Here is a 25,361-nt window from a genome sequence, read left to right as displayed (position 1 = left end):
CAGCCGCGGCATTTCGGCAACGGTGTGTCGAAACGAAGGCGAAGCTTGACGATACGATTTTTCGGCTCCCCCCGTCCGCGTTGAAGGCTTAGGTTGCTATGGGGCGGTGGGCGCCGTCAAGGAGACCGAGGGCTTTGACACAATCTGCTTCGGCGGTGATCGCCGCGACGGGGCTGTTCACGCCCCCCGAGGCCGCCGGCAACGCCGAGCTCGTGGCGGCCTACAACGCCTGGGCTGAAGCGCAGAATCGTCAGCACGCGGACGCTATCGCCCGGGGCGACCAGGCGCCGCTGGAGATGTCGTCGGAGGCCTTCATAGAGAAGGCGTCTGGAATCAAATCTCGGTTTCTCATGGATAAATCCGGCGTGCTCGACCCGGATCGGATGCGACCTCGCCTGCCCCGGCGCGAGAACGACGAGCTGTCCCTCATGGCGGAGATGGCCGTCGCCGCGGCCCGGGACGCGTTGGCCGCGTGGGGCAAACCTGCCCAGGACGTGGGCGCGGTATTGTGCGCGGCCTCCAACATGCCCCGGCCCTACCCCGCCCTGGCGATCGAGGTGCAGCAGGCCCTGGGGATCGGCGGATTCGCCTTCGACATGAACGTGGCGTGCTCCTCGGCCACCTTCGCCATCAAGACGGCGGCGGACTTCATCGGCTCTGGCTCATGCAAGGCGGTCCTGATCGTCAGTCCAGAGATCTGTTCGGCGCACCTGAACTTCACGGACCGGGACAGCCATTTCATCTTTGGCGACGTGTGCACGGCCGTGATCGTCGAATCGGCTGATCAGGCGGCAGACGGCTGGGAGGTTCTCGGCTCACGGCTTAAGACGGTGTTCTCCAACAACATCCGCAACAATGCGGGCTTCCTGAACCGCTGCGAGCCAGATCCGGCGGACGCCTCCGAGCGGCTGTTCGTCCAGCAGGGCCGCAAGGTGTTCAAGGACGTGGTGCCCATGGTCTCGGACCTGATTCTCGACCACGCCGGCGAGCTGGGCCTTCAGCCGAGCGACCTCAAGCGGATGTGGCTGCACCAGGCCAACATCAACATGAACGACCTGATCGGGCGAAAGGTGCTGGGGCGCGAGCCGGCGCAGGACGAGAACATCATCATCCTGGACCGCTACGCCAACACCTCGTCGGCCGGCTCGATCATCGCCTTCCACCTGCACAGTCAGGACCTTGCGCCTGGAGACCTGGGGCTGATCTGCAGCTTCGGCGCGGGGTATTCAGCCGGCAGCGTGTTCGTCAGAAAGAGGGGCTGATCCGGCCGCCTGCTGCCGCGCCTTCCATTCCATGGCGCGGCGGATGCGGTTCTCGACGCTGGGGTGGTCGTAGAAGATCGTCTCCTCCAGCACCGAGGGCGAAGGCGCCCGGTATTCCGCCGTCTTGATCAGCGCCTTGGCCAGGCCATCCGGCTCCTGCGCGTGGGTCAGCGAGAATTGATCCGCATCCGCCTCGATCAGCCGCGTCAAGGTCGTGCCCACGGGCGTGAACAGAAGTCCCAGAACCGCGCCGATGGCCGCCAAGACGGGCAAACCAGCGGGATCGGCAATGCCTTGAACACGGTCGGCGCCCAGCAGCCGCTGGGCGGGGCGGAACAGCCGGTCCGTCAGCCAGAAGGCGACGGCGGCGCTGAGGGCGAAGACGCCCAGCATCCACAGCGAATGCATGTGCACATAGTGGCCCATCTCGTGGCCGACGACCGCCCTCACCTCCGGCAGGTCGGCGCCCTGGGCGAACATGGTGTCGCTCATGGCGATGCGGGCGGTTCCGAAAAGGCCCGAGACATTGGCCGTATAGCGATCCGACTGCCGGCTGCCGTCATAGATGTAGATCTTGTCCGACGGCGTGCCGGTCTGCTCGGCCAGTTCCACCACCGCCTGACGCACAGGGCCGTCCGGCGCCGATGTGTAGGTGTTGAACAGGGGCTCGATGAACATCGGCGTCACCACCAACACGATAGTCAGAAACACGGTGACTAGCCCGGCGCCCCAAGCCCACCAGGCGCGGCCGGTGCGCCGGATGATGAAGTACAGGCCCACGATCAGCAGACCGCCGAACAGTGTGGAGATCGTCGCGGACAAGGCCGCTTCGGACAGCCAGCCCACGAAGGGCTGCTGCGTCAGGCCGTACTGCTTCTCGCGCCACCAGTTTGCGAACACCGACCATGGCAGGGTCAGCAGCCAGGTAAGGGCAAGGTAGACGACGCCCACCACCAGCGAAGCCCGCTTGGGTCTTGGGCGGGAACCCTCGATCCTGCGCCGCAGGCCGGTCAGGACACCCGTTCTGATCATGATCCAGGCGACGGCGATTGAGACCAGAGCGCCCCACAGCAGAAGCCAGTGACCGCCCTGAGTATAGGCGACCGCCCGGGCGATCTCTTCGGGGCTGAGCGTGTCCAGCCAAGCCTGAGTCTGCGCCGCCGCGTCGATCTGTGGCATCTGAGCTCCCCCCGTAACGGGAGGCAGGGTGAGCCCGGCGACACGGCTTGTCAGGTTAATTCTGGGTCAGGCGGGTCGCGCACATAAGGAAAGCGGCGCGCCCCGCCTGACCGGGACGCGCCGCCGCTCCGTCGATGCTCCGACGATGGCTCCTGCTGGAGCCGAGCCGCTTAGAACTTGCGGACGTAGGCGATCGACCAGACGTCGGCCGAGCCGGCGTCGTCGTTGAACTCACGACGCGTGTAGTCGCCGCGGACGCCGTTCATGCCGTCGAACATGTACTGGGCGCCGACGCCGAAGTTCCAGCTGCTCTCGCTCTCGCTGACGCTCACGCCGCCCGTCGAAGCTTCCAGCTCGGTGGTGCCGTAGCCGATGCGGCCCAGCAGCTCGAGGTTCGGGGTCACGGGCAGGAAGCCGACCGCGTAGATGGCGGCGTCGTAGTTCAGGTCGACGTCGACGGCGCCGATTTCCTCGCCGGCCACGCCGAACGAAGCTTCGGCTTCAGCGCCGAAGTTCGGGGTGAAGCGGGCGCCGAAGCGGCCGGTGATGGCGCCCAGCGACGCGTCGGCGTCTTCAGCTTCGTAGTGGCCGTAGCCGCCGTTCACATAATAGGACGGGGCCGACATGGACTGGGCGGCGGCCGGCAGGGCCACGGCGACGGCGGCCAGGGCGGCGGTCGACAGAATGATCTTACGCATGGGGAGGTCTCCACTTCTTGCAGCCGCTTCATTGCGGCGCAGCGGAGCGCATTTCGGAACCGGCACAGACGTTTGCGCGGCGATCTTGCGGCGCTTTCAAGGCAAAGAATTACAGGGCCGAAGCGTGACAGTTTTGCATCGCCGCCCCAGCCGGACCGACTGGGGCGGCGAAGGTGGCGCTAGCGGTGCGTTTCGGGATTGAAGAAGTCGCCCTCGTTCCAGCTGGGACGTTCCGGCTGGTCGGCCAGCTCACGGGCGATCTGGTAGTTCAGCGAGGCGAAGCGCAGAGCCGCGTCCCAGCTGATCGGCAGGTCCGGCTGGTCGCCGGGGCGATGGTAATGCGTGCGCAGGAAGTCGGCGAAGGCCTCGCGGCCGCCGTTGCCAGGGCCCGTCATCAGGAACACCGACGGCACGCCCACCACCACGAACCGATAGTGGTCGCTGCGTGTGAACAGGCCCTCCTCCGGCAGGAAGTCCTCGGCCACGCCGATTCCGATTCGTGCGCCGGCCCGTTCGATCGACGGCCCGATGGACGAACGGTTGGCGCCGAATACCACCACGTCCGAGAAGTCATAGGTCAGAACCGGCATGTCCAGGTTTACGTTGGCCGCGATCTGCTCCAGCGGAACGGTCGGGTTGTTGGCATAGTAGTCTGCGCCCACCAGCCCCTGCTCCTCGGCCGTCAGGCCGATGAACATCACCGACCGGCGGGGGGGCGAGGTCTCCATGAAGCCGCGCGCGGCCTCGAGCATGGCGGCCACGCCTGATGAGTTGTCGACGAAGCCGTTATTGATGCGGTCGCCCTCGCCCATGCTGCGCGTGCCGATGTGGTCCACGTGCGCGCTGAGGATGATGTATTCGTCCGCCACCTCGGGATCGGACCCGGGAATGATGCCGACGACATTGGCGCTGGGGATGTCGGTCAGGGTGTTGCGCAGCTCGGCTGACAGGCGCGTGCGCAGCTCGCCTGAGCCGACCCGGCCCTCCGGTGTGGCCGCTGCGGCCCAGATCTCCTCGACCGACAGGTCCGAGCCTGCGAACAGCTTTTCAGCCCCCGCCCGGCCGAAGCCGGCCAGATAGGGCGCCCCGTCGCCGCCATAGCCGGTGCGGCCCTGCGGATTGCGCCAGGTCATCGTGCGATCGATGGTCGTGCGCTGCGCGAAGGCTTCAGGCTCGCCGGCGCGGCCGGGATAGACGACCACCATGCCGACGGCGCCCCTGGCCTCGGCGGTGCGGCGCTTGAAGCTGGCGTCCGCCACGTGAGCGCGCTCTTCGGTCTGCAGGCCCATGGGCGCGCTGGACAACACCACGACGATCTTGCCGCGCACGTCCAGGCCCGCATAGTCGTCGCGCCCGGCGCCGACGATGCCGTAGCCGGCAAACACCAGCGGCGCCGACACGTTGGTGGTCTCTGACAGCGGGTTCGAGCCCGCGACGTAGTCCACACGCGGGGTGAGCACCTCGGTTGAGCCGTCCGCGCCGGTCAGCGTCAGGCGGCCGTCGTCGGCGGCCCGGAATCGCAGCAGCGGCACGGACTGATGATAGCTGCCGTTGTCGCCGCCCGGCTGCAGGCCCAGGGCGCGGAAGCGCGCCGCCACATAGTTGGCCGCTATGTCATAGCCCGGCTCGCCCGGCATGCGCCCCAGCATGGCGTCGTCGGCCAGGAAGTACATGTCGGCCTGGATTTGCCGCAGCGAAGGCTCAAAGCCCTGCTGGGCCTGAGCCTGACCTGAAATCGCCAGGACCGTGGCCAAGCCCGCGGCGGCGATGAACTTGCGAAACGACATAGGCGCTTGTTCCCCTTTTCGCCCGAAGGCGTCGAACCCCTCTAGCATGCGGATACGCAACCGCGAGCCCGGCAGATTTTGCGCAGATGCCGCAGCCGTCCTGAGCCCCCGTACGGTTACCGCTGCGCTCACCCATCTTCTGCACGAAGCGTTTGCGCTGCCCAAGGCAATCTGCACGCGGAGGGATATCCCGTGCCGCTCATTCGCTCGTTCCGAGACATGATGGCTTCGCGCCGCGGCAACGTGGCCGTGGTGTTCGCGCTCGGTCTGCCGCTGGCCGTGGGCGGCGCCGGCTTCGGCGCCGAGACCACCTACTGGTACTTCCGCGGCGTCGAGCTTCAGAACGCCGCCGACGTCGCCGCCCATGCGGGGGCGCTGGAGCGCCGCTCAGGCGCCGCCGCCGCCCGCGTCATCGAGACCGCGGAATCCACGGCGGCCGAAAACGGCTTCGACCCCGCCCTGGGAGCGGCGACCGTCAATGCTCCCCCGGCCACCGGACCGAACGTGGGCGGCGACGCCGTCGAAGTCCTCCTGACCCAGCGCGCGGACCGCTTCTTCACCGCCGCCTTCCAGCCGGGCGGGGTCGAGCTGCGCGCCCGCGCCGTGGCCGCCTATTCGACGGCCGCCCACGCCTGCATCCTGGCGCTGGATCCTACCGCCTCGCGGGCCGTGAACTTCTCCGGCAACACCTCTGTGAATCTGTCGGGGTGCAGCGTCATGGCGAACTCCACCGCCAGCGACGCGGTCAACGCTCAAGGCTCGGCCACAGCCAATCTGGACTGTCTGATTAGCGGCGGGGGCGTCAGCCTGACCGCCAACGTCACACTGACCGAATGCCGCCAGGCCGTGACTCACGCGCCACCGGTCGCGGACCCGTTCGCCGGCGTTCCAGCGCCCGCGCCCAGCGGCGGCTGTCTCAACGATTCGGGCGCCACGCTTCAGCCGGGCCGCTACTGCTCGGGCATGAACCTGTCCGGCGACGTGACCCTGGAGCCGGGCGTCTACTACATCTCGAACCGCTTCCGCGTCGGCGCCAACGCCCGCATCACGGGGACGGGCGTGACGCTCTACATGGCCGACGGCGCCTCGGTCAGCCTGAACGGCAACTCGACCGTGCAGCTGTCCGCCCCCACTGCCGGGACCTACGCCGGCATCCTGTTCTTCGGCGATCGTTCAGTGAGCGGATCAAGCACATTCAACGGGACCAACGACTCGCTGCTGACCGGCGCCATCTATATGCCGCGCCAGGACGTGTCGTACCTCGGCAACTTCGCGGGCCTGTCCGGCTGCACCCAGGTGGTGGCCCGCACCATTCAGTGGTCGGGCAGTTCCCAGATCAACGCCGATTGCGAGAGCCTGGGGCTGCGCAAGCTCCCGGCGCTTGAGATCGTGAGGCTGGTCGAATGATGCGCCGCCTTCTCCACGATCGCCGAGGCGGGGCCGCCGTCGAGATGGCGGTCGTCGCCCCGATCCTCGCGGCCGTCGCCCTGGGCGCCGCCGAGACCTGGCAGGCGGGCGTGCGCCGCCAGAACATGGCCGCCGCCCTGGAAGTCGGCGCGGAATACTACCTGTCCGGCGGAGTCTCGGACGACGCGGCCGTCCAGGCCGCTCGCGAAGCCTGGCGCGACCCGCCCCCCGACGCCAGCGTCGCCGCTTCCCGCGCCCAGAAATGCGGCGCCGCGGACCTGGCGATCACCTCCACGGCCTGTGGCGACGGCAGCCAGCCGGCCCTCTACGTCACCCTGACCGCCCGCGGCTCCAGTCCGAGCGCCGTCTTCCCCGCTCCCCAGACCTTCGAGCGCACGATCCGTGTCCGCTAGAGCCGCCTTCCTTAGAGACCAGCGCGGCGGCGGCGCGGCCGAGTTCGCCCTCGTCCTGCCGGCCTTCATCGCTCTGCTCATGGGGCTATGGGAGTTCGGCTGGACCCAGCACTGCATCTCGTCGGTGCGCTTCGCCACGCAGAAAGCCAGCCGCGCAGTGCTGGTGAACCCCGACCTCAGCCAGACCCAGGTGCAGGCCATGGTCCGCCAGACCCTGACCGACGTGGCGGATCCCAGCGTCACGGTCACCCTGGCCACGTTGACCTCTGGTCCTACGGGCCGGACCGCCCGCATCACTTCGGTCTACACGCGCGAAATCGGCGTGCCCGGCGTGGCCACCTGGCCGTTCCGGCACACCACCGTCGTCGACGCCATCCTGCCGGCCTATTGAAGAAGGAGCCGCCCCATGGACCTGCCCACCTTCCTGAAAGTCCTCTGCGTCGTCGGCGCCCTGTTCTGCGGCGGCGCCTATGTGTGGGGCTATGTGCTGAAGCCCAAGGGCACGCGCCGCCTGCACACGGCCAGCCTGCTGTTCTCGGCCCTGGCCCTGGCCAATGCCGCCGTGCTGATCCCAACCACGGTGACGCCGGCCAGCACGGTCGCCTCGGTCAACATCGTGGTCTTCCTGTTCGCCGCCGCGGTGCTCCAGGCGCTGACGGCCTTCAGGGGCCGCAAGGAGGATCGCAAGCCCGGCGACGTCTGGACCGAAGCGGAGCGGCAGGCGCGGCTGGCCGCGAACGCGCCGAAGGTGACGCCCATCCGCCCTGCCGCCTGAGGCGGAACGGCCCGGCCCTTCGCGGGGTTGTCCTTCGCAAGGAGGACCACATGCCGGAAAAAGAACGAAGAAGCGATGCGCTGGGGCGGCCCTGGCTCCAGCCATCAGGACCGCACCGAGCCCATGCCGGACCCGATGGTCAAGGACGCCGACGCGCCGGACCATCTCAGCCCCCGCTCCCAGATCTCAGGCGGCGGCGGCGAGACCGACATCCGGCACGGCCATTCGGCGGAGGCCAAGCGCGACCGTCAGGCCACCTCGGAGGAAAAGCGCCATGAGCGCGACGGCCGCGATCTGAGGCAGTAGGCGACTTGACTCTCCCTCCCTTGGATGGGGAGGGAGAAGCAGATTAAGCGTCTTCCCAGCTGGGCTGCTGGGCTTGCGAGCCCGGCGCCCGCAGGTGGCCGTAGGCTTCCATGCGGGCCATCTTGCGCTCGCGGGCAAGGTCCTTTTCGAAGGCCTTGCGCTCCTTGCGTTCGGCCTTCCTGGCTTCCAGCGCGACGCGCTCGGCCTCCTCCTTGCGCAGGATTTCGGCGAGACGAGCCTCTTCGCGGGCCTTCTTCTTGGCTTCCTTCTCGGCGGCGCGCTCGGCGCGCACGCGCTCAAGCTCGGCCAGACGTTCAGCTTCCCGGTCGGGCAGCGCCTCGGCCGGACGATGCGGCGTCTTCTTCATCCGGGCCAGGAGAGCCTGCTTGGCCTCGGCCTGGGATTTCAAACGGTCCTGGAAGTCGTCGCGGGAAAAGGGCTTCATGTGATCCTTAGGTGGGACGGCCCCGATCGGGGCCAGACGCGGGCTCAGCCGCCGAGATGCGCGGCCAGGCCCATGATTCTCGTGAGACGCGGCGGGATTCGCGAAAATCACCGCATCGCGCGCCGCCCATATAGCGCCAAGGCCCTGTTTCGCCAAGGGCGGCCACGGGACGCAGTCGCCCGACGCCGCCAGGGTGGCCTCCGGGCCACGCCCGTCAGTAGCAGGCCACCTCCAGGATCAGGCGGGTCTGGGGGTCATAGACCACGTTTGTGCGGCCGGGTCTCAGATCATCGGTCACAGGCTGGTCCTGGGCGAAAACCCGCCATCGGGCGGACTCTGGCGGCAGCCGCTCGACGGAGGCTCCTACCAGGCCCTGCCGGCGTGAGGCGCCGCAGTCGTCGCCGAAGTAGGTCTTCACCTGGCGGCCGTTCACATAGGCGACCCACAGACCCGGATTGCCGTGGTTTCGAATCACCGATCCTTCCGGCGCCCAGTAGGTGAAGGGCGGGGGCGGATCGGCCTCCACGCGCACGCCCTGCGGCGTCGGTGGAGCGGGTGAGGTCGGCGACGCCGGAACCCGGCCCGGCGGCGGTTCCGACCTGGCAGGCGGCGGCTCGGCGCAGGCGCATAAGGTCAGCGTCAGCGCCGCCGGAAGTCCCCACCTAGCCACAGCGGACTTCGCGGATCAGACCGCTGTCCTGATCGAAGAAGACGTTCAGCCGCGTGGGACTGTAGTCCATGGTGACGGCGCAGGTGGTGCAGGCCACCCGCACATTGGCGTCCGCCGGAAAGCTGACGGCGGCGATGTTTCGCCCGATCAGGTGCTGGTTGGCGGCCGCGCCGCACTGATCGCCCTCGCCCGTGCCCGGCGGCGGCATGGGTTCAGGGGCGGCCGCGCAACCCGCGAGGACCAGGCCCGCCCATCCGATGAGCGTCGATCTACCCACAACGGACCTCCCGAATGATGCCGGTAGGCTCGTCGAACAGGACGTTCAGACGATCACGACGATAGTCCCTCGTCATGGGACAGGTGGTGCAGACCACTCGGACGTTCGCGCCTGCCGGAAAGCTCACAGCGGCGACGTTCGCGCCTATGAGGTGCTGGTAGTCGCGCGCTCGGCAATAGTCGTCGGCCACGGGAGGCGCAGGGGCCGGAACGGGCGCGCACGCCGCCGTGGCGCCCAGGGCGAGCAAGCCCAGCATCATCCGCATCGAACACTCTCCACAAGTCCGGTTTCGCGGTCGTAGAAGAAGTTGAGGCGTCGGGGCATGTACTCCTCCGTGATGGGGCAGGTGGTGCACGCGACACGCCGATTGCTGATGTCGGCGGCCAATGGAATCTCAGTGCGCGGGCGCCCGATGAGTTCCTGATAGTCCGACGCGCCACACTGATCCGGCACGGGCTGGGGCGCGCGCGCCGACTGCCGCACGGCCGGCACGGGATTGTAGACGACGCGCGGCTCCGAGGCGCCGGGCGTATCCGCCGCACAGGCGCTCAGGGCCAGCAGGGCGGTCGCGGCGACAGCCTTGAGCAGGCGAGACGTCAGGCCATCTGCGCCCAGCGGCCGGACTCCTCCTGCCGCCAGTAGGTCACCTTCAGCCCTTGCCCTTTCAGCCGCTTCCATCTGGCTCGCTCCGCCTCGACCTGCTCCGGGTCGCGCCCGTCGAATAGAATCACGCAGCGCTCGAAGGCGTCCGCGTCGCCCGCCTCTGCGCCATCGACGATGAACAGCGCCTGAGCGCCGTTGAGGTTCACCGCCCCCTCTCCGCCCATCAGGATCGGCTGGCGCTCGGCATGCGCCTGATCGTCGCGGCCGTGGGCCAGAAAGGAGTCGTCCCGCCACGACCACAGGGCGTCGTCCAGCGCCTCCAGTCGGTCGGGATCGCGCACTCGGACCAGGGCGCGCCAGCCCTTGGACAGGGTCTTGTCCAGCAGATCGGGCAGCGCCTGGTCCAGCACCGAGCGCTCCAGATGATAGAACCAGACCTCGCCCGCCATCTAAGGTCTTCCAAATATTAAATTATTCATCTGGCGTTCAGCTTGGCGCCGTGCACACTGCGCCATCTTAATCCTTCGGGGGAAACTGACCACCATGACCGTCATCCATAAGGCGCTCGGCCTGACCGCCGCCGCCGCCATCCTCGCCTGCGCCGCGCCCGTGGCCGCCCAGGACACGAACGCCGACCCGAACTACGGGACGATGTCCCTGTCCGCCGGATTTCCGAACGATCCCCGCGTGGTGTCCCTGCGCGCCGGCGGCGACATCCCGGCCAGCAACGCCGCCTCGGGTTGCAGCGGCTTCATCACCAACGCGCCGGACGTGCGCCTGAACTACACCGGCGGCACCGGCGTCCTGCCGCTGATCATTTCGGTGGATTCGGGATCGGATACGACGCTGATCGTCAACGCGCCCGACGGCCGCTGGTACTGCGATGACGACGGCGGCGTGAACGGCATGAACCCGGCCGTGCGCTTCAACAATCCGCGTGGCGGGCGTTACGAGATCTGGGTCGGCACCTACCGCGCAGGCTCCAGCCAGCCGGCGCGCCTGTACGTATCGGAAGTCAGCAGCCAGTAGGCCGCTTCGCCGATCCAAGACAAAGGGCCGGCGGTCATCCCGCCGGCCCTTTTTCATGGTCGATGGATTCGGGCTCACGCCTCGTAGCGGTCGGCCACCATGCGGTTCAGCAGGCGCACGCCAAAACCCGTCGCGCCGTCCGGCTGGGTCGGCACGCGCGAGTCCTTCTTCCAGGCGGTCGGCGCGATGTCGATGTGCGCCCAGGGCGTCTTGTTGACGAAGCGCTGCAGGAACAGGCCCGCCGTGATCGATCCGGCCAGCCGGCCGGACGAGTTCTTCACGTCGGCGATGGGGCTGTCGATCATGCGCTCGTACTGCTCGGGCAGCGGCATGCGCCAGACATTCTCGCCCGTCTTGCCCGACGCCTCGAGAATGCCGTTCGCCACGTCGTCGTTGTTGGAGAAGACGCCCGCATAGTCCGTGCCCAGCGAGATCAGCATGGCGCCCGTCAGGGTGGCCAGGTCGATCATGAAGCGCGGCTTGAAGCGGTCCTGCGTGTACCAGAGCACATCGGCCAGCACGAGCCGGCCCTCGGCGTCGGTGTTGATCACCTCGACCGACTGGCCCGACAGCGAGATGACCACGTCGCCCGGACGCTGGGCCGCGCCGTCGGGCATGTTCTCGACCAGGCCCAGCACGCCGATGGCGTTCACCCTGGCCTTACGCCCCGCGAGGGCGTGCATCAGCCCGGCCACGGCGGCGGCGCCGCCCATGTCCCATTTCATCTCTTCCATGCCCTCGGCGGGCTTGATGGAAATGCCGCCCGTGTCGAAGCAGACGCCCTTGCCGATGAAGGCCAGGGGCTGGGCGTTCTTGTCCGAGGCGCCATCCCAGCGCATGACCACGACCTGGCTTTCGCGCACGCTGCCCTGGCCCACGCCCAGCAGGGTTCGCATGCCGATCTTGGCCAGTTCCTTCTCGCCCATCACCTCGACCTTGAGGCCGAGGGACTCCAGCGCCTTGCAGCGTCGGGCGAACTCTTCCGGATAAAGGACGTTGGCCGGCTCCGACACCAGGTCGCGGGCGAAGCGCACGGCGTTCCCCACCGGCTCCAGCTCGGCATAGGCCGCCTCGGCCGCCTTCGGATCGGCGCAGACGATGCGCACGGTTTCCACCGACGGCTTCTTGTCGGCCGCCTCGGTGGTGCGATAGCGATCGAAGCGATACGAGGCCAGGTCGACGCCGTGGGCCATGCGCGCCGCCTGCGCGGCCGACACGTCGCGCGCTTCGAGGGCCAGCACCTGGGCGCCCGACATCTTCAGGGCGTTATAGGCCGAAGCCCCCGCCGCCTCAGCCGCCAGCTCGTCGAACGCGCCGGTATCGCCCGCGCCCACCAGGGCGATGTGCGCCGGTCCCGAGCCCGTCCCGGCGCCGACCATGACGCTCTGTCCCTTGGCGCCGGTGTATCGGCCGGCCGACAGGGCGCGCGACAGGGCGCCGCCCGCGGCCTGATCATAGGTCTGGCCGGCGCTGGACAGGCCGCCGCCAGTGTGGGTGAACACGGCCAGGGCCTGGGCGTCGGCGGGCGCTGCGGCGAACTCGATCTTCATGGGCTTCAGGAGACTCCAGGTACTAGGGACAATGGCCCGGCCGCGACAGGCGGCTTCAGGTTGATGGCCCGCGACGGGCGCGTGTAATACATGGACCGCCCGGCCCCGCCATTGCAACGGGCCGGAACTGACAAATGACCCTCATAGACCGCTATCTCTTCCGTCAGATTGGCTTTCCGGTGCTGGGCGCCGTGGCGGCCCTGACGGCGGTCGCCATGTTAAGTCAGAGCCTTAACAACCTCGAGGTGATCGTCGAGCGCGGCCAGAGCGCCTGGACCCTGACCAAGATCACGCTTCTGGCGACGCCCCAGCTCGTGGGCGTCATCCTGCCCATCGGCATCTTCGTCGGCGCCCTGCTGGGCCTGAATCGGCTGCACACGGAACAGGAGATCGTCGTCTGCTACGCTGGGGGTCTCAGCCGGTGGCGCGTGATCAACCCGGCGGTGCGGCTGGCGGTTCTGGCGGCGCTGTTGGCTCTGGTGATCAGCCTTTTCCTCCAGCCCTGGGCCGCGCGCCAGATGCGCCAGGAGCTGTTCAGCATCCGTCACGACGCCGCCTCCACCCTGGTGCGCGAGGGTGAGTTCGTGCAGGCCTCCGACGACCTGACCGTCTATGTCGCCCGCGTGGATCAGAACGGGCTGCTGCGCGATGTCTACATCCATCTGGACGAGCCCGGCGGCGCCACGGTCTACGACGCCGCCGAGGGCCGCATCACCGAGCGTGACGGGCGACCGGTCCTATTGATGAACAACGGCTCCCAACAGGAATTCTCCGGCAGCGGCGTCCTCAACTTCCTCGCCTTCGACCAGTATGTTCTGGACCTGGGTCCGCATGTGCAGACGGACGAGCCTCTCAATTTCAAGGACTCGGATCGCTGGCTGCACGAGCTGATCTTCCCGAACCTGGACATCCCTTTTGAGCGTCACAACAGGCTCACCACCCTGGCGGAGGGGCACGCGCGCATCGCCGCGCCCCTCTACAGCATCGCCTTCATGCTGCTGGCGCTGAACGCGGTTCTGGGCGGCGGCTTCTCTCGGCGCGGCTATGGGCGCCGCATCGCCTGGCACGCCGCGGGCGCGGCGGTGGTTCGCATCACCGGCTTCGGCGTCCTGGCGGCCTGCTCCACGAACGGCTGGCTCAACATCCTCCAGTACGCCGTGCCGATCGGCACCATCATCTGGGCTTCGCGCGCCCTGTTCCGCCAGAAGATCCAGCGGTACATCCCGCTGGCGTCCGACCGCAACGAACTGGTCCCGGCCCTGACATGACCGCCGCTACTTTCAGACGCGCATCCGCCCTGCCCGGCGCGCTGCGCAACTATCAGGGCCGGCTGACGCGCATCGAGCGCTACGTGCTGGTCCACACCCTGCGTTCGATCGCGGCGGCCCTGGCGATCATCGCAGCGGTCATCATGCTGATCGACTTCGTCGAGATCTCTCGCAACGTGAACGACCGGGTCGAGGTGTCCGCCATCACGCTCATGGGCCTGACCCTGGAGCATTCTCCGGCCATCATCCTGCAGCTTCTGCCCTTCGTCTTCCTGTTCGGCGTGCTGGCCGCCTTCGTGCAGCTGAATCGCCGCAGCGAGCTGATCGCCATGCGCGCCGCCGGGGTGTCGGCCTGGCGCTTCATCTTCCCGGCCGCGGGGGCGGCCTTCGTCATCGGCATGCTGACGGTGGCGGCCCTCAATCCCTTGGCCTCGTGGTTGGACGGAGACTACCAGCGGCGCATGGAGACCCTGTCGCGCATCGGGCCCGCGCCCGAGCAGGGCTCGATCTGGCTGCGCGAGGGCGACGCCGGCCGCCAGGTGGTGATCCGCGCCCGCGCGCGCGAAGGCGATCTGGGCCAGCGGCTGCGCGACGCCTCCTTCTTCATCTACACGACCGGCCCCGACGGACGCCGCGTCTTCAGCGAGCGGATCGAGGCGCAGACCGCCACCCTCAGGCGCGGCGGCTGGGAGCTGGTCAACGCTCGCGGCGCCCGCCAGGGCGAGCAGGCGGAACGCTATGATCGCCTGTCCCTGCCCTCCACCCTGACGCCGGAGACCGCCTTCGAAGGCTTCGCCGAGCCGCGGTCGATCTCCTTCTGGTCCCTGCCGGGCACGATCAGCCGCATCGAGGCGGCTGGATTCTCCGCCACATCCTACCGGTTGCGACTGCATGAGCTGCTGGCCACGCCCCTGCTGTTCGCGGGCATGTCCATGCTGGCGGCGGCCTTCTCGCTGCGCCTGATGCGGCTGGGCGACCTGGCCACCCTGGCCACGTCGGGCGTCGGCCTGGGCTTCATGTTCTTCTTCTTCCAGCAGTTCTGCGCCGCCCTGGCCCAGGCCGAGGTTCTGCCGACCCCGCTGGCGGCCTGGGCGCCGCCCCTGCTGGTGCTTCTGTCCGCTCTCACCTTGCTCTGCTACACCGAGGACGGCTGACCCGGCCGCCAGGATTCGGTATCCACCCGCATGATCTCACGTCGCCCTCTCGACCGGTCCGGAGCTCGGCCCAACGCGCGCCTGAGCCTGATCGCGGGCGCGGCGGCGGCGGCGGTGCTGACGGGGCTGACCGGACAGGCCCGGGCCGACGAACCGCCGGCGTCCTGCCAGACCCGGTGCGTCGATATCCCCGTGCCAGCTCAGACGGCCGCCCCACCCGAGCTGGCGCCGGGCGAAAAGGGTCCTGACGGCCTGGCCCCGGGCGAACTCTACATCGAGGGCGACGCCGTCACGGGCGTGCAGGACAGCGATGAGGTTCAGGCCGACGGCTCGGTTCAGGCCCGCTACGAAGGCCGCACCCTGCGCGCCGATCACCTGACCTATAATCGGCAGAGCGGCCTGGTCACCGCCCGCGGCAACGCCCAGATCATCAATCCAGACGGCACGGTGCAGTACGCCGATACGGTGACGCTGGACGATGACCTCCTCGCGGGCGTCGCCACCGGCTTCGCCACGCGCCTTGAGGACGGCGTCAAGCTCGCCGCCGCCACGGCCGTGCGCCGTTCCGAGACCGTCAATGAGCTGAACCGCGCCGTCTTCACGCCGTGCCTGATCTGCACCGAAGACGGCGAGCCGCGCGAGCCGACCTGGTCGATCCAGGCCGACCGCGTCATTCAGGATCAGGGGGCCCGCACCGTCTACTACCGCGACGCCGTCATCCGCGTGGCGGGCGTTCCGGTGTTCTATTCGCCGGTCTTCTGGCACCCCGACCCCACGGCCGAGCGCGCCTCGGGCCTGCTGGTGCCCGAGGTGTCCATCTCGGATCGCCGGGGCGTCTCCTACGAGCAGCCTTACCTGTGGGTGATCTCGCCTTACCAGGACCTGATCATCAGCCCTCAGATCAACACTGAGGTGAACCCGCTGCTGAACCTCGATTGGCGAAAGCGGTTCTGGTCGGGCGAGGTGCGCGGGCGCGGCGGCGTCACCTATGAGCAGGATTTCGGCGACGTGGCCCTCAGGGACGGCTCGGGCAACGTGCTGACCAATCCGGTCACGGGCGACATCCTCTACGATCGCAACGTCCAGTACGGCGAGGAGCGCACGCGCAGCTACATCCTGGCCGACGGCGTCTTCAATATCGACGAGAACTGGCGCTGGGGCTTCTCGGCCGAGCGGACGAACGACAAGTTCATGTTCGACCGTTACTCGATCTCGGACGTCTATACGGATCGCGGCCTTTATCTGACGGACTATCGCCGGCTGATCAGCCAGATCTACGCCGAGCGGCAGACCCCGACCTCCTACTTCTCCATCGCGGCCATGGCCTTCCAGAGCCTCCGGGCCGTCGGCGACTTCACCCAGCCGACCCTGATCGGCTTCCAGGACGACGGCGTGCTGCCCATCGTGGCGCCCCTGGTGGAGTCGCGCTTCGACCTGGGTCGCATCGCGGGCGGCCGTCTCAGGCTGCGCGGTTCGGCCGTGGCCCTGACCCGCACGGATTACGTCGGGGCCCCGGTGCTCAACCCCGCCTACGCTGTCCCCGGGGCGCCGGACGGCGCCGCCGGCCTGCCGGGGGTCGACACCCGCCGGGCCAGTGCGGTGCTGGACTGGCGGCGGGTTATGATCACGGAGGGTGGGCTGCGCTTTGAGCCCTTCGCCGAGGCGCGGGGCGACGCCTACAGCATCTCCGAGTTGGCGGCCGGAGCGCCGGACGAGTCGATCTTCCGCGCCAGCGCCACCCTGGGCGTCGATCTGCGCTACCCCCTGATCCGGCGCTTCGGGTGGGGCCACATGCTTCTGGAGCCCATGGCCCAGATCGCGATCTCGCCCGACGCCGACATCGACCCGCGCATACCCAACGAGGACAGCCAGGCCGTCGAACTGGACGAAACCACCCTGTTCGAGACCAGCAAGTTCCCCGGCTACGATCTCTACGAGGGCGGCCTGCGCGTCAGCCTGGGCGGCCGGCTCAGCGCCGAGTGGGGCCAGGGCCGCCGCGCCAGCCTCTTCGTCGGGCGCATGTACCGCGCCAATGAGGAAGTCGGCTATCGCCGCCCCACGGCGGGCAATCCGGCCGTGACATATGATCCCACCGGCATCTCGGAAACCGAGTCCGACTGGGTGGTGGCCGCGACCTTCACGCCCTTCGCGCGCGTCAACGGCTTCAGCCGGGCGCGGCTGGACGGCGATACGTTCGACATCCGGCGCGCCGAGACGGGCGTCACCGCCTTCTATCAGCGCAACTTCGTCTCCATCCGTCACGTGATCGAGCGCACGGACCCCGACCCCGTGGCCGGCGGCCTGACGGACTTCCAGTATGTCCAGGCCAGCGGGCAGCTGTTCATCCGGGGGCCGTGGGGCCTCACCGCCAATGTCACCCGGGATCTGGACGAAAACCTGTGGCGGCGCTCCGAGGTCGGTTTCCTCTATGAGGATGACTGCATCCGGGTCGAGGTGGTCTATGAGCGCAACGAGAACTCCATCTTGGCCAGGGATCGGGCGTCGGAAGGGGTCTTCCTCCGTCTAACCCTCGCCACATTCGGCGTATCAGGCTATGAGCGGACCAGTTCGCGGTAACACGCGGACGGCGCGGGGCTTCAGCCCAAAGGGTGAGCGATAAATGAACTTCATGCGTAACGCGGCGAGCATCGCCCTCGCCGTGATCGTCGCCGGAACGAGCATGGCGCCCGTCGCCGCTCAGTCCATGGGCCAGACCCCTGCCGGCGTCCCCAGTCAGGCTCCCGCTCCTCCGCCGCAGTTCGACCTGCGCGAAGGCGTCGTCGCGACCGTCAACGACCAGCTGATCACCAGCTTCGACCTGCGTCAGCGCATGTTGATGGTGATGTCTGAAACCCAGATTCAACCGACCGAGCAGAACCTGGCCGCTATCCAGCAGCGCGCCTTGAACCAGCTCATCGACCTCCGCCTTCAGGCCCAGGAAATCGCCCAGTATCCTCAGGTCATCCCCAGTGACGAAGAGGTCAACGAGCAGCTGCAGCAGATGGCCGCGGGCAACGGCGGCGACGTCGACGCCATGCTCGCCTTCTATCAGCAGGCGGGCATCCAGCCGGCCACCATCCGCGAGCGTATCCGCGTCGAGACCGGCTGGCGCCGTCTGGTTCAGGGCCGGTACGCGCCCCGCGCCCGCGTCAGCCAGGAGCAGGTGGACGCCGCCCTGGCGCGGATCACCGCCGCGGCCCAGCGGCCCCAGTATCTGCTAGGCGAGATCTATCTCGACGCCGCTCAGGTGGGCGGTCAGCAGACGGCCATGAACGGCGCCACCCAGCTGGTGCAGGAAATCCTGCGCGGCGCGCCCTTCCCCGCCGTGGCGCGGCAGTTCTCCGCCGCCCCGACCGCCGCCGCCGGCGGCGACGCGGGCTGGATGATCGAAGGCGAAATCCAGCCCGAGATCGAAACCGTCCTGCAGCAGATGGAGCCGGGCCAGCTGTCCCGTCCGATTCCCGTCCAGGGCGGCGTCTGGATCGTCTATCTGCGCGACAAGCGGACCGGCGGCGTCAGCACCTTCGCCAGCCTCAAGCAGGCGGCCATCCGCCTGCCGGCGGACGCGCCCCAGGCCGAGGTCGCGCGCGCCGCCCAGACCCTCGAGACGCTGCGGCCGACCCTGACCTGCGACAACATCACGACCGTGGCCGCCCAGACGCCGGGCGTCCTGGCCACCGACCTGGGCGAATCCGACGTGGGCGACCTGCTGCCGGCCTTCCAGGCGATCGCCCGCAACCAGGAGATCGGCGCCATCAGCGAGCCGGTGCGCACCCAGCTGGGCCTTCATCTGGTGGCGGTCTGCAACCGCCGTCAGGGCGGCGCGGCCATCCCGTCGCGCGACGAGGTCGAGGGCGAACTCTTCTCCCAGCAGCTGGGCATGCTCGAGCGCCGCTACCTGCGTGACCTGCGCGCCTCGGCCACCGTCGAGACGCCCTGAGGTGAAGCCGGCGCGGCCCCTGGCCGTCACGCTCGGCGATCCCGCGGGGATCGGACCGGAGATCATCGCCGCCGCCTGGCGTGCGCTCGGCGCCCAGGGCCCGGCTTTCGCCGCCGTTGGGGACGCGGACGTGCTGGCCCGGCACGCTCCAGTCCGACGCATCGCCCGCCTGGAAGAGGCGCACGGCGCAGACCGCCTGGCCGTCCTTCACCGCCCCTGCGCCGCCCCTGTCCAGCCCGGACGCCCCGACCCGGCCAACGCCCCCGCGGTCATCGGCTGGATCGAGACGGCGGTCGCCCTGGCCCTCAAGGGCGAAGCCTCGGGCGTGGTTACGGCCCCCATCGCCAAGTCCGTTCTGCAGGCCGGGGGCTTCGCCTATCCCGGCCATACCGAGTTCCTGGGCGCCCTCACCGCCGACGCCCCTTGGGAGGGCGAGCGCGGCCCGGTCATGATGCTGGCGGCGCCGGGCCTCAGAACCGTTCCCCTGACCATCCACACACCGCTGCGGAGCGTCCCGGACGAGTTGACGGCTGAGACAGTCGTGCGCGCCGCCCGCGTGGTCGATCAGGCCCTGCGCCGTGATTTCGGCATTGTACGTCCGCGCCTGGTGCTGGCCGGGCTCAACCCCCACGCCGGCGAGGGCGGAAGCATCGGCCTTGAGGAGGCGGACATCCTTGCGCCCGCCGCCGAGCGCCTGCGCGCCGAAGGGATCGACATTCGCGGCCCCGCCCCGGCCGACACCCTGTTCCACGAGCAGGCGCGCCAGGCCTACGACGCGGCGCTGTGCCCCTATCACGACCAGGCCCTGATCCCGGTGAAGATGCTCGACTTCTGGGGCGGGGTGAACCTGACCCTGGGCCTGCCGATCATACGCACATCGCCCGACCACGGCACGGCCTTCGACATCGCCGGCAAGGGCCTGGCCCGTCCCGACAGCCTGATCGCCGCCATCCGCCTGGCGGCAGAGATCGCGGCGCGCCGATGAGCTTCGACGCCGCCGCCCTTCCGCCCCTGCGCGAGGCGTTGGAGGCCCATGGCCTGATGGCCCGCAAGAGCTTCGGTCAGCACTTCCTGCTCGACCTGAATGTTACGCGAAAGATCGCCCGGCTGGCCGGCCCGTTCAACGGCGAGACCGTGATCGAGGTGGGCCCCGGCCCCGGCGGCTTGACGCGAGCCCTCCTGGAGACCGACGCCGGCCGCGTCGTCGTGATCGAGAAGGACGGCCGCTTCATCCCCCTGCTTCAGGAGGTGGCGGACGCCGCCGCCGGCCGCCTGCAGATCGTCGAGGGCGACGCGCTGGAGGCCGACGAGGCCGCGCTCGCAGGTTCCGCTGGACACGTGGTCTCGAACCTGCCCTACAACGTCGGCACGCCGCTGCTGATCAAGTGGCTGACCGGGCCCTGGCGGCCCCGCTCCATGACCCTGATGTTCCAGAAGGAGGTCGCCGACCGCATCGCCGCGCGTCCGGGCTCGTCGGGCTATGGACGGCTGGGCGTCATCGCCCAGGCGGTGTGCGAGGCGCGCGTGGTCATGGATCTGCCGGCCCGGGCCTTCACGCCCCCGCCCAAGGTCGCCTCGGCCGTGGTGCGCCTGGACCCCAGACCCGACGGGCCCGCGCCGGCCCTTGTGGCCTCCCTGGAAAAGGTGACGGCCGCCGCCTTCGGCCAGCGCCGCAAGATGCTGCGCTCCAGCCTCAAGGCCGTGGGCGGCGAAGCGCTTTGCGAACAGGCCGGCATCGACCCAACCGCCCGCGCCGAAGAGATCGACGTGGCGGGGTTCCTGCGGCTGGCCGCGGTCCGGCGCGGCTGATGTCACAAGGGCTCTTGGCTCAGGCCATTGTTGAACAAACTCACAACGTTGTGAGGTGAATTTCGGAACAGCTCTCGGCTGCTTCGGTTGTCATGGCAGGTGGGCGAGCAGCAGTCACGCTCGGGCGCCGCCCCACCCTACCAGCCACCCTCCGGCCTATTGCGCGGCGCCAGCCGGCACGGAGACACGCACATGACACCCATGCACAAGCTCACCCCGCTCGCGGCCGCCGCGGCCCTCGCAGCCTCTGGCGCCGCGGCTTCCCAATCCCCGGTGATGACCAAGCAGGATCAGGAGTGGATCACCGTCACCGGCCCCATCAGCCAGATCACCTCTGAGCGCTTCGTCATCGACTACGGCGAGGGCCAAATTCCCATTGAATGGGACGGCGCCGGCGCCTCTTCCACGAGCATGTTCCAGGCGGGCGACTGGGTGACGGTGAGCGGGCGCATCGACGACGCCCTGTGGGAGCGCCGCACCATTGAAGGCTCAACGCTGTACCACTCGCGGCTACCGGAGCGCTTCTGGTCGAATGCCAACGATGAGGAGGGCGACTACGCCCTGATATCGGGCCTTTCGCCCGTGCCGACCGAGGGTGAGTGGGTCCGGGTGACCGGCGACGTCACCCGCGTGGACGCTCTGGAGAACGAGGTGCACGTGGACACCGGCATGGTCACCGTCCAGGTCGATACCGATCGTTTGAGCAATCTCGATTTCGCTGACCCGGGCGACCGCGTCTCTGTGACGGGTCGACTCGATGATGCAGACCTTTGGGATGCGCGCGAGATCGACGCGACGTCGCTCACCATTCTCGAGCAGGGCTGATCCCGCCCCGCGATCACAGAGGGAGGCGGTCCGGCCGCCTTCCTCAGATTTCCTCGCCCCTCAGGTTTCCCACGAAGGTTCCGATCCACGGGTTGCGCGCCCGCCTCAGCCGCTCGGCGTGATAGATGTGGGCCAGATCCGCATAGGCCCGGTCGAAATCGTCGTTGAGCAGAACGTAGTCGAACGTCTCCCAGCGGTTGATCTCGTCCTTGGCGCGGGCGATGCGTAGGGCGATCACCTCTTCGGAGTCCTGCGAGCGGGCGTGCAGACGCCGGCTCATTTCCGCCAGGGACGGCGGCAACAGATAGACCAGCACGCAGTCGCCGGGCGCCTGGGCCGCGATGGTCCGGGCGCCCTGGTCGTCGATGTCGAACAGCACGCTTTCGCCGCGCTCCAGCGCCGCCATGATGGGGGCTCGGGGGCTGCCGTAGCGGTTGCCGTACACTTCGGCCCACTCCAGGAAGGCGTCCTCGCCCACCATCTGGTCGAAGGTCTCGCGGCTGACGAAGTGATAGTCACGGCCCTCGTGCTCGCCGGGCCGGGGTTCGCGCGTGGTGGCCGATATGGAAAGGTGCAGGTCCGAGTGATCGGCGATCAGGCGACGGGTCAGCGAGGTCTTGCCCACGCCCGACGGCGCCACGACCATCAGCATCAGGCCGCGCCGTCCCTCGCCGATCTTGGTCGCTTCACTCCACATTCTGAATCTGTTCCCGCAGCTGTTCGATCACCGCCTTCAGCTCCAGGCCGATCGCGGTCAAGGCCGTCGAGGCCGACTTGGAGCACAGCGTATTCGCCTCGCGCATGAACTCCTGCATCAGGAAGTCCAGCTTGCGCCCCACACCTTGCCCTTCCGTCACCAGCGTACGGGCGGCGTCGAGGTGGGCGGCCAGGCGGTCCAGCTCCTCACGCACGTCGGCGCGGGCGGCCAGCACGGCGGCCTCCTGGAAGATGCGCTCCTCCATCTCGGGGGCGGCGGCGCCCGCCAGTTCGCTGACGCGCCGCGTGAAGCGTTCGCGCACGGCGGCGACCTGGGCGTCGGCCTCGGCCTCTGCATCTGCGCGCAGGGCGGCGATGCGGTCGATGAACCCCTCAAGAACCGGCTTCAGGGCCGCGCCCTCGGCCCGGCGGGCCTCGGCCAGCCGCTCCACCGCCAGCCCGATATCGCCCAGCAGGGCGGCGTGCAGCGCCTCGCGGTCGCCCTCATCAGCCTCCGCGCTGTCGATGACGCCCTTCAGCCCCAGCAGGCCGTCGGCGCGGGCGGCCCCGGCGCCCTTGGCCTCCAGGCTCCGCGCCGCCTCCATCCAGTGGTCGAGAACCTCCTGATTGATCCGCAGGTCGGCCGCCGAGGCCGGACGCGCCAGCTGCACCGAGATCGTGGCCTGGCCTCGGCGCAGCGCTTTCTGGGCGGCCTCGCGCGCGGGGCCCTCCAGGGCGTCGTGACCCGGCGGCAGACGGAAACGCACCTCCAGCGTCCGGCCGTTGACCGAACGGGCCTCCACCACCCAGGTGTAGCCGGCCTCCCCGCCCTCGACGCGGGCGAAGCCGGTCATGCTTGAGAGGGGACCGCTCACGAAGCGTCCGCGGCGGCGGGGGCCGCCTCGTCCGGCCGGTCGGGGCCCTCGCCGGTCACTTCACCCGCCGCGCGGGCGGCGGCGCCGCGATTGCGCTCGATCTCGCGCCAGCGCGCCACGTTCTGCAGGTGCTCCTCATAGGTGCGGGCGAAGACGTGCCCGCCCGTGCCGTCGGCCACGAAGAACAGCTCGTCCGTGCGCGGCGGGCGCAGCACCGCCCTCAGGGCCGCCTCGCCGGGATTGGCAATGGGCGTCGGCGGAAGGCCGCCGCGCAGATAGGTATTGTAGGGCGTGTCGCGCCGCAGCTCCGACAGGCGCAGGCCCCGGCCCAGCGGACGGCCTTGCGTCACGCCGTAGATCACCGTCGGGTCCGTCTCCAGCCGCATGCCGATGCGTAGACGGTTCAGGAACACGGCGGCGATGCGGGGCCGCTCGGCCGCCACGCCCGTCTCCTTCTCGACGATGGACGCCAGGATCAGGGCCTCCTGCGGATTGGCCAGCTGGACCGTCGGGTCGCGCTGCGCCCACAGCCGGGCCAGGTTCTCCTCGTGCTCGCGGCGCATGCGCTGGATGACCTCCATGCGCTCCTCGCCCCGCGTGATCTCATAGGTCTCGGGCCACAGCGTCCCTTCGGGCGGAATGTCGGTGATGTCGCCGGTCAGGATGTCCTCGGCCATCAGGATGTCCATGGCCTGGGCCACGCTGCGCCCCTCCGGCAGGGTCACGAAGTGGCGCACCACCCGCCCCGAGCGCAGCAGGCCGATCACGTCCCTCAAGGAGGCCTCGGACGGAAAGCGGTACTCGCCGGCCCGCAGCGAGCGGTCCGCGCCCGTGACGGTCGCCGCCACCCGGAAGGCGTCGGCCGAGCGGATGACGCCCGCCGCCTCCAGGGTCTGGCCGATCTCGGACACGCCCGAGCCCGAGCGCAGCACGACGATGGTCTCTTCGCCTTCGCGCGCCTCGGGGCCCGGTCCGGAATAGGCGGCATAGCCCCAGGCCAGCGCCGCCAGCAGCAGCAGGACCAGGGTCACGCCCGCCCCGAACAGGCCCGCCAGGAAGGTCGAGGGGCCGCCGCCCCTGATCGGCCCCATCTATTCGGCGCGCTTGAAGACGACGGAGGCGTTGGTGCCGCCGAAGCCGAACGAGTTGGACATGGCCACGTCCACGGTCATCGCCTTGGCCTTGTTCGGAACCAGGTCGATGGGGCTCTCGAACTCAGGGTCGTCCAGGTTGATCGTCGGCGGAACCACGCCGTCGCGCATGGCCAGCACCGAGAAGGCCGCCTCGATGGCTCCGGCGGCGCCCAGAAGGTGCCCGGTCATGGACTTGGTCGAGGACATGGCCACCTTGCCGGCGTGATCGCCGAGCAGGCGCTCCACCGCGCCCAGCTCGATGCCGTCCGCCATGGTCGAGGTGCCGTGGGCGTTGACATAGTTGATGGCCGACGGCTTCAGCCCCGCGTCCTTCAGCGCCGCCGTCATGGCGCGATAGCCGCCGTCGCCGTCCTCGGCCGGGGCCGTGATGTGGTAGGCGTCGCCCGACAGGCCATAGCCCGCCACTTCGGCGTAGATCTTGGCCCCGCGGGCCTTGGCGTGCTCGTATTCCTCCAGCACGAAGACGCCCGCGCCCTCGCCCATGACGAAGCCGTCGCGGTTCCGGTCGTAGGGGCGAGAGCCCCTCTCCGGCGCGTCGTTGTAGGCGGTGCATAGGGCCCGGCAGGCGATGAAGCCGGCAATGCCGATGGGCACGATGGCGCTTTCGGCACCGCCCGCCACCATGACGTCGGCGTCGCCGTACTTGATCAGCCGGGCCGCGTCGCCGATGGCGTGGGCGCCGGTGGCGCAAGCCGTCACCACGGCGTGGTTGGGACCCTTCAGCCCGTGGCGGATCGAGACCATGCCCGAGGCCAGATTGATCAGGGCCGAGGGGATGAAGAACGGGCTGACCTTGCGGACGCCCCGCTCCTTCAGTTCGATGGCGGTGTCGGCGATGGGCTTCAGCCCGCCGATGCCCGAACCGATCATGACGCCGGTGCGGCAGCGGTCCTCTTCGGTTTCAGGCCTCCAGCCGGAGTCCTCCAGCGCCTCGTCGGCGGCGGCGATGCCGTAGAGGATGAAGTCGTCCACGCGGCGGCGGTCCTTGGCCGACATCACCGCGTCAGGATCGAAGGCGCCCTCCATCTCGGCCGAGCCGTGGCCGCGTCCGTCCTTGAATGGGATTTCGCAGGCGATCTGACAGGCCCAGTCCGTCGTGTCGAAGGTCGAGATGCGCCCTGCGCCCGAGGTTCCGGCCAGCAGCCGCTTCCAGGTCAGCTCGCGGCCCCAGCCCAGGGGGGTGAGCAGACCGATACCCGTGATCACGACACGACGCATGCGACGCCTCCTTCAACGGTT

At 69.0% G+C, this 25,361-nt stretch carries 27 protein-coding genes; 14 read left to right on the top strand and 13 right to left on the bottom strand.

What is annotated here, in order from left to right:
• The first annotated feature begins 134 nt into the window (after positions 1–134).
• Entirely contained in the window at positions 135–1,262 is a 1,128-nt protein-coding gene (locus Q0812_RS02935; protein WP_302108795.1) for a beta-ketoacyl-ACP synthase III, read from the top strand.
• Here the strand turns inward: Q0812_RS02935 and Q0812_RS02930 are convergent.
• From Q0812_RS02930 to Q0812_RS02920, 3 genes are all read right to left on the bottom strand, one after another.
• Complete coding sequence (locus Q0812_RS02930) at positions 1,227–2,441, bottom strand: M48 family metallopeptidase (RefSeq protein ID WP_302108794.1); 1,215 nt, start codon at positions 2,439–2,441, stop codon at positions 1,227–1,229. The two genes, Q0812_RS02935 and Q0812_RS02930, sit on opposite strands and share 36 nt — an antisense overlap.
• Positions 2,442–2,611: 170 nt before the next feature.
• Positions 2,612–3,139: a porin family protein gene (locus Q0812_RS02925; protein WP_302108793.1), complete on the bottom strand. Its 528-nt coding sequence runs from the start codon at positions 3,137–3,139 to the stop codon at positions 2,612–2,614.
• Between the two features lie 179 nt (positions 3,140–3,318).
• Positions 3,319–4,926, bottom strand: a complete 1,608-nt coding sequence (locus Q0812_RS02920; RefSeq protein WP_302108792.1) for a M28 family peptidase — start codon at positions 4,924–4,926, stop codon at positions 3,319–3,321.
• Positions 4,927–5,118: 192 nt separating this feature from the next.
• Here Q0812_RS02920 and Q0812_RS02915 point away from each other — a divergent pair, with 192 nt between their 5' ends.
• The 5 genes from Q0812_RS02915 to Q0812_RS02895 all read left to right on the top strand — a co-directional run bounded on the left by Q0812_RS02915 (position 5,119) and on the right by Q0812_RS02895 (position 7,827).
• A complete protein-coding gene (locus Q0812_RS02915) occupies positions 5,119–6,333 on the top strand; it encodes a pilus assembly protein TadG-related protein (protein WP_302108791.1) in 1,215 nt (404 codons plus the stop codon).
• Positions 6,330–6,746: a TadE/TadG family type IV pilus assembly protein gene (locus tag Q0812_RS02910; RefSeq protein ID WP_302108790.1), complete on the top strand. Its 417-nt coding sequence runs from the start codon at positions 6,330–6,332 to the stop codon at positions 6,744–6,746. The genes Q0812_RS02915 and Q0812_RS02910 overlap by 4 nt, the downstream gene beginning before the upstream one ends.
• Entirely contained in the window at positions 6,736–7,137 is a 402-nt protein-coding gene (locus Q0812_RS02905) for a TadE/TadG family type IV pilus assembly protein (protein WP_302108789.1), read from the top strand. Before Q0812_RS02910 ends, Q0812_RS02905 begins: the two co-directional genes overlap by 11 nt.
• Positions 7,138–7,152: 15 nt before the next feature.
• Positions 7,153–7,521, top strand: a complete 369-nt coding sequence (locus tag Q0812_RS02900; protein ID WP_302108788.1) for a hypothetical protein — start codon at positions 7,153–7,155, stop codon at positions 7,519–7,521.
• A 75-nt stretch (positions 7,522–7,596) separates the two neighbouring features.
• Positions 7,597–7,827 (top strand): hypothetical protein, encoded by a 231-nt coding sequence (locus Q0812_RS02895; RefSeq protein WP_302108787.1) that lies wholly within the window; start codon positions 7,597–7,599, stop codon positions 7,825–7,827.
• Positions 7,828–7,870: 43 nt separating this feature from the next.
• Here Q0812_RS02895 and Q0812_RS02890 read toward each other — a convergent pair whose 3' ends face one another.
• From Q0812_RS02890 to Q0812_RS02870, 5 genes are all read right to left on the bottom strand, one after another.
• Positions 7,871–8,272, bottom strand: coding sequence for a DUF6481 family protein (locus tag Q0812_RS02890; protein WP_302108786.1), 402 nt, complete (start codon positions 8,270–8,272; stop codon positions 7,871–7,873).
• Positions 8,273–8,486: 214 nt separating this feature from the next.
• Complete coding sequence (locus tag Q0812_RS02885) at positions 8,487–8,798, bottom strand: hypothetical protein (protein WP_302108785.1); 312 nt, start codon at positions 8,796–8,798, stop codon at positions 8,487–8,489.
• Between the two features lie 136 nt (positions 8,799–8,934).
• A complete protein-coding gene (locus tag Q0812_RS02880; RefSeq protein WP_302108784.1) occupies positions 8,935–9,219 on the bottom strand; it encodes an I78 family peptidase inhibitor in 285 nt (94 codons plus the stop codon).
• Positions 9,212–9,484, bottom strand: coding sequence for a hemolysin (locus tag Q0812_RS02875; RefSeq protein WP_302108783.1), 273 nt, complete (start codon positions 9,482–9,484; stop codon positions 9,212–9,214). Before Q0812_RS02875 ends, Q0812_RS02880 begins: the two co-directional genes overlap by 8 nt.
• A gap of 331 nt (positions 9,485–9,815) precedes the next feature.
• Entirely contained in the window at positions 9,816–10,271 is a 456-nt protein-coding gene (locus tag Q0812_RS02870; RefSeq protein ID WP_302108782.1) for a DNA polymerase III subunit chi, read from the bottom strand.
• Positions 10,272–10,365: 94 nt separating this feature from the next.
• Here Q0812_RS02870 and Q0812_RS02865 point away from each other — a divergent pair, with 94 nt between their 5' ends.
• Entirely contained in the window at positions 10,366–10,851 is a 486-nt protein-coding gene (locus Q0812_RS02865) for a peptidase S1 (RefSeq protein ID WP_302108781.1), read from the top strand.
• Between the two features lie 74 nt (positions 10,852–10,925).
• Here Q0812_RS02865 and Q0812_RS02860 read toward each other — a convergent pair whose 3' ends face one another.
• On the bottom strand, positions 10,926–12,401 hold the full coding sequence (locus Q0812_RS02860) for a leucyl aminopeptidase (protein ID WP_302108780.1): 1,476 nt from the start codon (positions 12,399–12,401) through the stop codon (positions 10,926–10,928).
• Between the two features lie 134 nt (positions 12,402–12,535).
• On the opposite strand from Q0812_RS02860, the gene lptF reads away from it, so the two are divergent.
• From lptF to Q0812_RS02825, 7 genes are all read left to right on the top strand, one after another.
• Positions 12,536–13,669 carry an LPS export ABC transporter permease LptF gene (lptF, locus tag Q0812_RS02855; RefSeq protein WP_302108779.1) on the top strand — a complete coding sequence of 378 codons (1,134 nt, stop codon included), beginning with the start codon at positions 12,536–12,538 and terminating at the stop codon, positions 13,667–13,669.
• On the top strand, positions 13,666–14,823 hold the full coding sequence (gene lptG / locus Q0812_RS02850; protein ID WP_302108778.1) for an LPS export ABC transporter permease LptG: 1,158 nt from the start codon (positions 13,666–13,668) through the stop codon (positions 14,821–14,823). Before lptF ends, lptG begins: the two co-directional genes overlap by 4 nt.
• 30 nt (positions 14,824–14,853) lie before the next feature.
• Positions 14,854–17,400 carry an LPS-assembly protein LptD gene (locus Q0812_RS02845; RefSeq protein WP_302108777.1) on the top strand — a complete coding sequence of 849 codons (2,547 nt, stop codon included), beginning with the start codon at positions 14,854–14,856 and terminating at the stop codon, positions 17,398–17,400.
• Positions 17,401–17,452: 52 nt separating this feature from the next.
• Entirely contained in the window at positions 17,453–18,763 is a 1,311-nt protein-coding gene (locus Q0812_RS02840) for a peptidylprolyl isomerase (protein ID WP_302108776.1), read from the top strand.
• Position 18,764: 1 nt separating this feature from the next.
• The gene (gene pdxA, locus Q0812_RS02835; RefSeq protein ID WP_302108775.1) at positions 18,765–19,748 is read left to right on the top strand and encodes a 4-hydroxythreonine-4-phosphate dehydrogenase PdxA; all 984 of its coding nucleotides are present in this window, start codon (positions 18,765–18,767) and stop codon (positions 19,746–19,748) included.
• On the top strand, positions 19,745–20,572 hold the full coding sequence (gene rsmA / locus Q0812_RS02830) for a 16S rRNA (adenine(1518)-N(6)/adenine(1519)-N(6))-dimethyltransferase RsmA (protein ID WP_302108774.1): 828 nt from the start codon (positions 19,745–19,747) through the stop codon (positions 20,570–20,572). Before pdxA ends, rsmA begins: the two co-directional genes overlap by 4 nt.
• A gap of 201 nt (positions 20,573–20,773) precedes the next feature.
• Positions 20,774–21,397 carry a hypothetical protein gene (locus Q0812_RS02825; protein WP_302108773.1) on the top strand — a complete coding sequence of 208 codons (624 nt, stop codon included), beginning with the start codon at positions 20,774–20,776 and terminating at the stop codon, positions 21,395–21,397.
• A gap of 43 nt (positions 21,398–21,440) precedes the next feature.
• Here the strand turns inward: Q0812_RS02825 and gmk are convergent, their stop codons facing one another.
• Genes gmk through fabF form a run of 4 tightly spaced genes read right to left on the bottom strand, consistent with a single transcriptional unit; the run spans position 21,441 to position 25,340 of the window.
• The gene (gene gmk / locus Q0812_RS02820; protein WP_302108772.1) at positions 21,441–22,094 is read right to left on the bottom strand and encodes a guanylate kinase; all 654 of its coding nucleotides are present in this window, start codon (positions 22,092–22,094) and stop codon (positions 21,441–21,443) included.
• A complete protein-coding gene (locus tag Q0812_RS02815; protein ID WP_302109195.1) occupies positions 22,084–22,947 on the bottom strand; it encodes a YicC/YloC family endoribonuclease in 864 nt (287 codons plus the stop codon). Before Q0812_RS02815 ends, gmk begins: the two co-directional genes overlap by 11 nt.
• Positions 22,948–22,964: 17 nt before the next feature.
• A complete protein-coding gene (mltG, locus tag Q0812_RS02810; protein ID WP_302108771.1) occupies positions 22,965–24,059 on the bottom strand; it encodes an endolytic transglycosylase MltG in 1,095 nt (364 codons plus the stop codon).
• Positions 24,060–25,340, bottom strand: a complete 1,281-nt coding sequence (fabF, locus tag Q0812_RS02805; RefSeq protein ID WP_302108770.1) for a beta-ketoacyl-ACP synthase II — start codon at positions 25,338–25,340, stop codon at positions 24,060–24,062.
• Positions 25,341–25,361 lie beyond the last annotated feature (21 nt).

Source organism: Peiella sedimenti (genome assembly GCF_030504955.1).
Taxonomy (GTDB): Bacteria; Pseudomonadota; Alphaproteobacteria; order Caulobacterales; family Caulobacteraceae; genus Brevundimonas; species Brevundimonas sedimenti.
This window is presented reverse-complemented; position numbering and strand designations above follow the sequence as displayed.

What these genes read in the sequence shown, in the direction of transcription:
- Q0812_RS02870 (WP_302108782.1), bottom strand. Translation starts at nt 10,271, where the DNA reads ATGGCGGGCGAGGTCTGGTTCTATCATCTGGAGCGCTCGGTGCTGGAC.
- Q0812_RS02860 (WP_302108780.1), bottom strand. Translation starts at nt 12,401, where the DNA reads ATGAAGATCGAGTTCGCCGCAGCGCCCGCCGACGCCCAGGCCCTGGCC.
- Q0812_RS02825 (WP_302108773.1), top strand. Translation starts at nt 20,774, where the DNA reads ATGCACAAGCTCACCCCGCTCGCGGCCGCCGCGGCCCTCGCAGCCTCT.
- Q0812_RS02815 (WP_302109195.1), bottom strand. Translation starts at nt 22,947, where the DNA reads ATGACCGGCTTCGCCCGCGTCGAGGGCGGGGAGGCCGGCTACACCTGG.
- Q0812_RS02865 (WP_302108781.1), top strand. Translation starts at nt 10,366, where the DNA reads ATGACCGTCATCCATAAGGCGCTCGGCCTGACCGCCGCCGCCGCCATC.
- Q0812_RS02925 (WP_302108793.1), bottom strand. Translation starts at nt 3,139, where the DNA reads ATGCGTAAGATCATTCTGTCGACCGCCGCCCTGGCCGCCGTCGCCGTG.
- mltG (WP_302108771.1), bottom strand. Translation starts at nt 24,059, where the DNA reads ATGGGGCCGATCAGGGGCGGCGGCCCCTCGACCTTCCTGGCGGGCCTG.
- Q0812_RS02900 (WP_302108788.1), top strand. Translation starts at nt 7,153, where the DNA reads ATGGACCTGCCCACCTTCCTGAAAGTCCTCTGCGTCGTCGGCGCCCTG.
- fabF (WP_302108770.1), bottom strand. Translation starts at nt 25,340, where the DNA reads ATGCGTCGTGTCGTGATCACGGGTATCGGTCTGCTCACCCCCCTGGGC.
- Q0812_RS02930 (WP_302108794.1), bottom strand. Translation starts at nt 2,441, where the DNA reads ATGCCACAGATCGACGCGGCGGCGCAGACTCAGGCTTGGCTGGACACG.
- Q0812_RS02890 (WP_302108786.1), bottom strand. Translation starts at nt 8,272, where the DNA reads ATGAAGCCCTTTTCCCGCGACGACTTCCAGGACCGTTTGAAATCCCAG.
- Q0812_RS02895 (WP_302108787.1), top strand. Translation starts at nt 7,597, where the DNA reads ATGCGCTGGGGCGGCCCTGGCTCCAGCCATCAGGACCGCACCGAGCCC.
- gmk (WP_302108772.1), bottom strand. Translation starts at nt 22,094, where the DNA reads ATGTGGAGTGAAGCGACCAAGATCGGCGAGGGACGGCGCGGCCTGATG.
- rsmA (WP_302108774.1), top strand. Translation starts at nt 19,745, where the DNA reads ATGAGCTTCGACGCCGCCGCCCTTCCGCCCCTGCGCGAGGCGTTGGAG.
- Q0812_RS02875 (WP_302108783.1), bottom strand. Translation starts at nt 9,484, where the DNA reads ATGCGGATGATGCTGGGCTTGCTCGCCCTGGGCGCCACGGCGGCGTGC.
- Q0812_RS02910 (WP_302108790.1), top strand. Translation starts at nt 6,330, where the DNA reads ATGATGCGCCGCCTTCTCCACGATCGCCGAGGCGGGGCCGCCGTCGAG.
- lptF (WP_302108779.1), top strand. Translation starts at nt 12,536, where the DNA reads ATGACCCTCATAGACCGCTATCTCTTCCGTCAGATTGGCTTTCCGGTG.
- lptG (WP_302108778.1), top strand. Translation starts at nt 13,666, where the DNA reads ATGACCGCCGCTACTTTCAGACGCGCATCCGCCCTGCCCGGCGCGCTG.
- Q0812_RS02920 (WP_302108792.1), bottom strand. Translation starts at nt 4,926, where the DNA reads ATGTCGTTTCGCAAGTTCATCGCCGCCGCGGGCTTGGCCACGGTCCTG.
- Q0812_RS02840 (WP_302108776.1), top strand. Translation starts at nt 17,453, where the DNA reads ATGCGTAACGCGGCGAGCATCGCCCTCGCCGTGATCGTCGCCGGAACG.
- Q0812_RS02845 (WP_302108777.1), top strand. Translation starts at nt 14,854, where the DNA reads ATGATCTCACGTCGCCCTCTCGACCGGTCCGGAGCTCGGCCCAACGCG.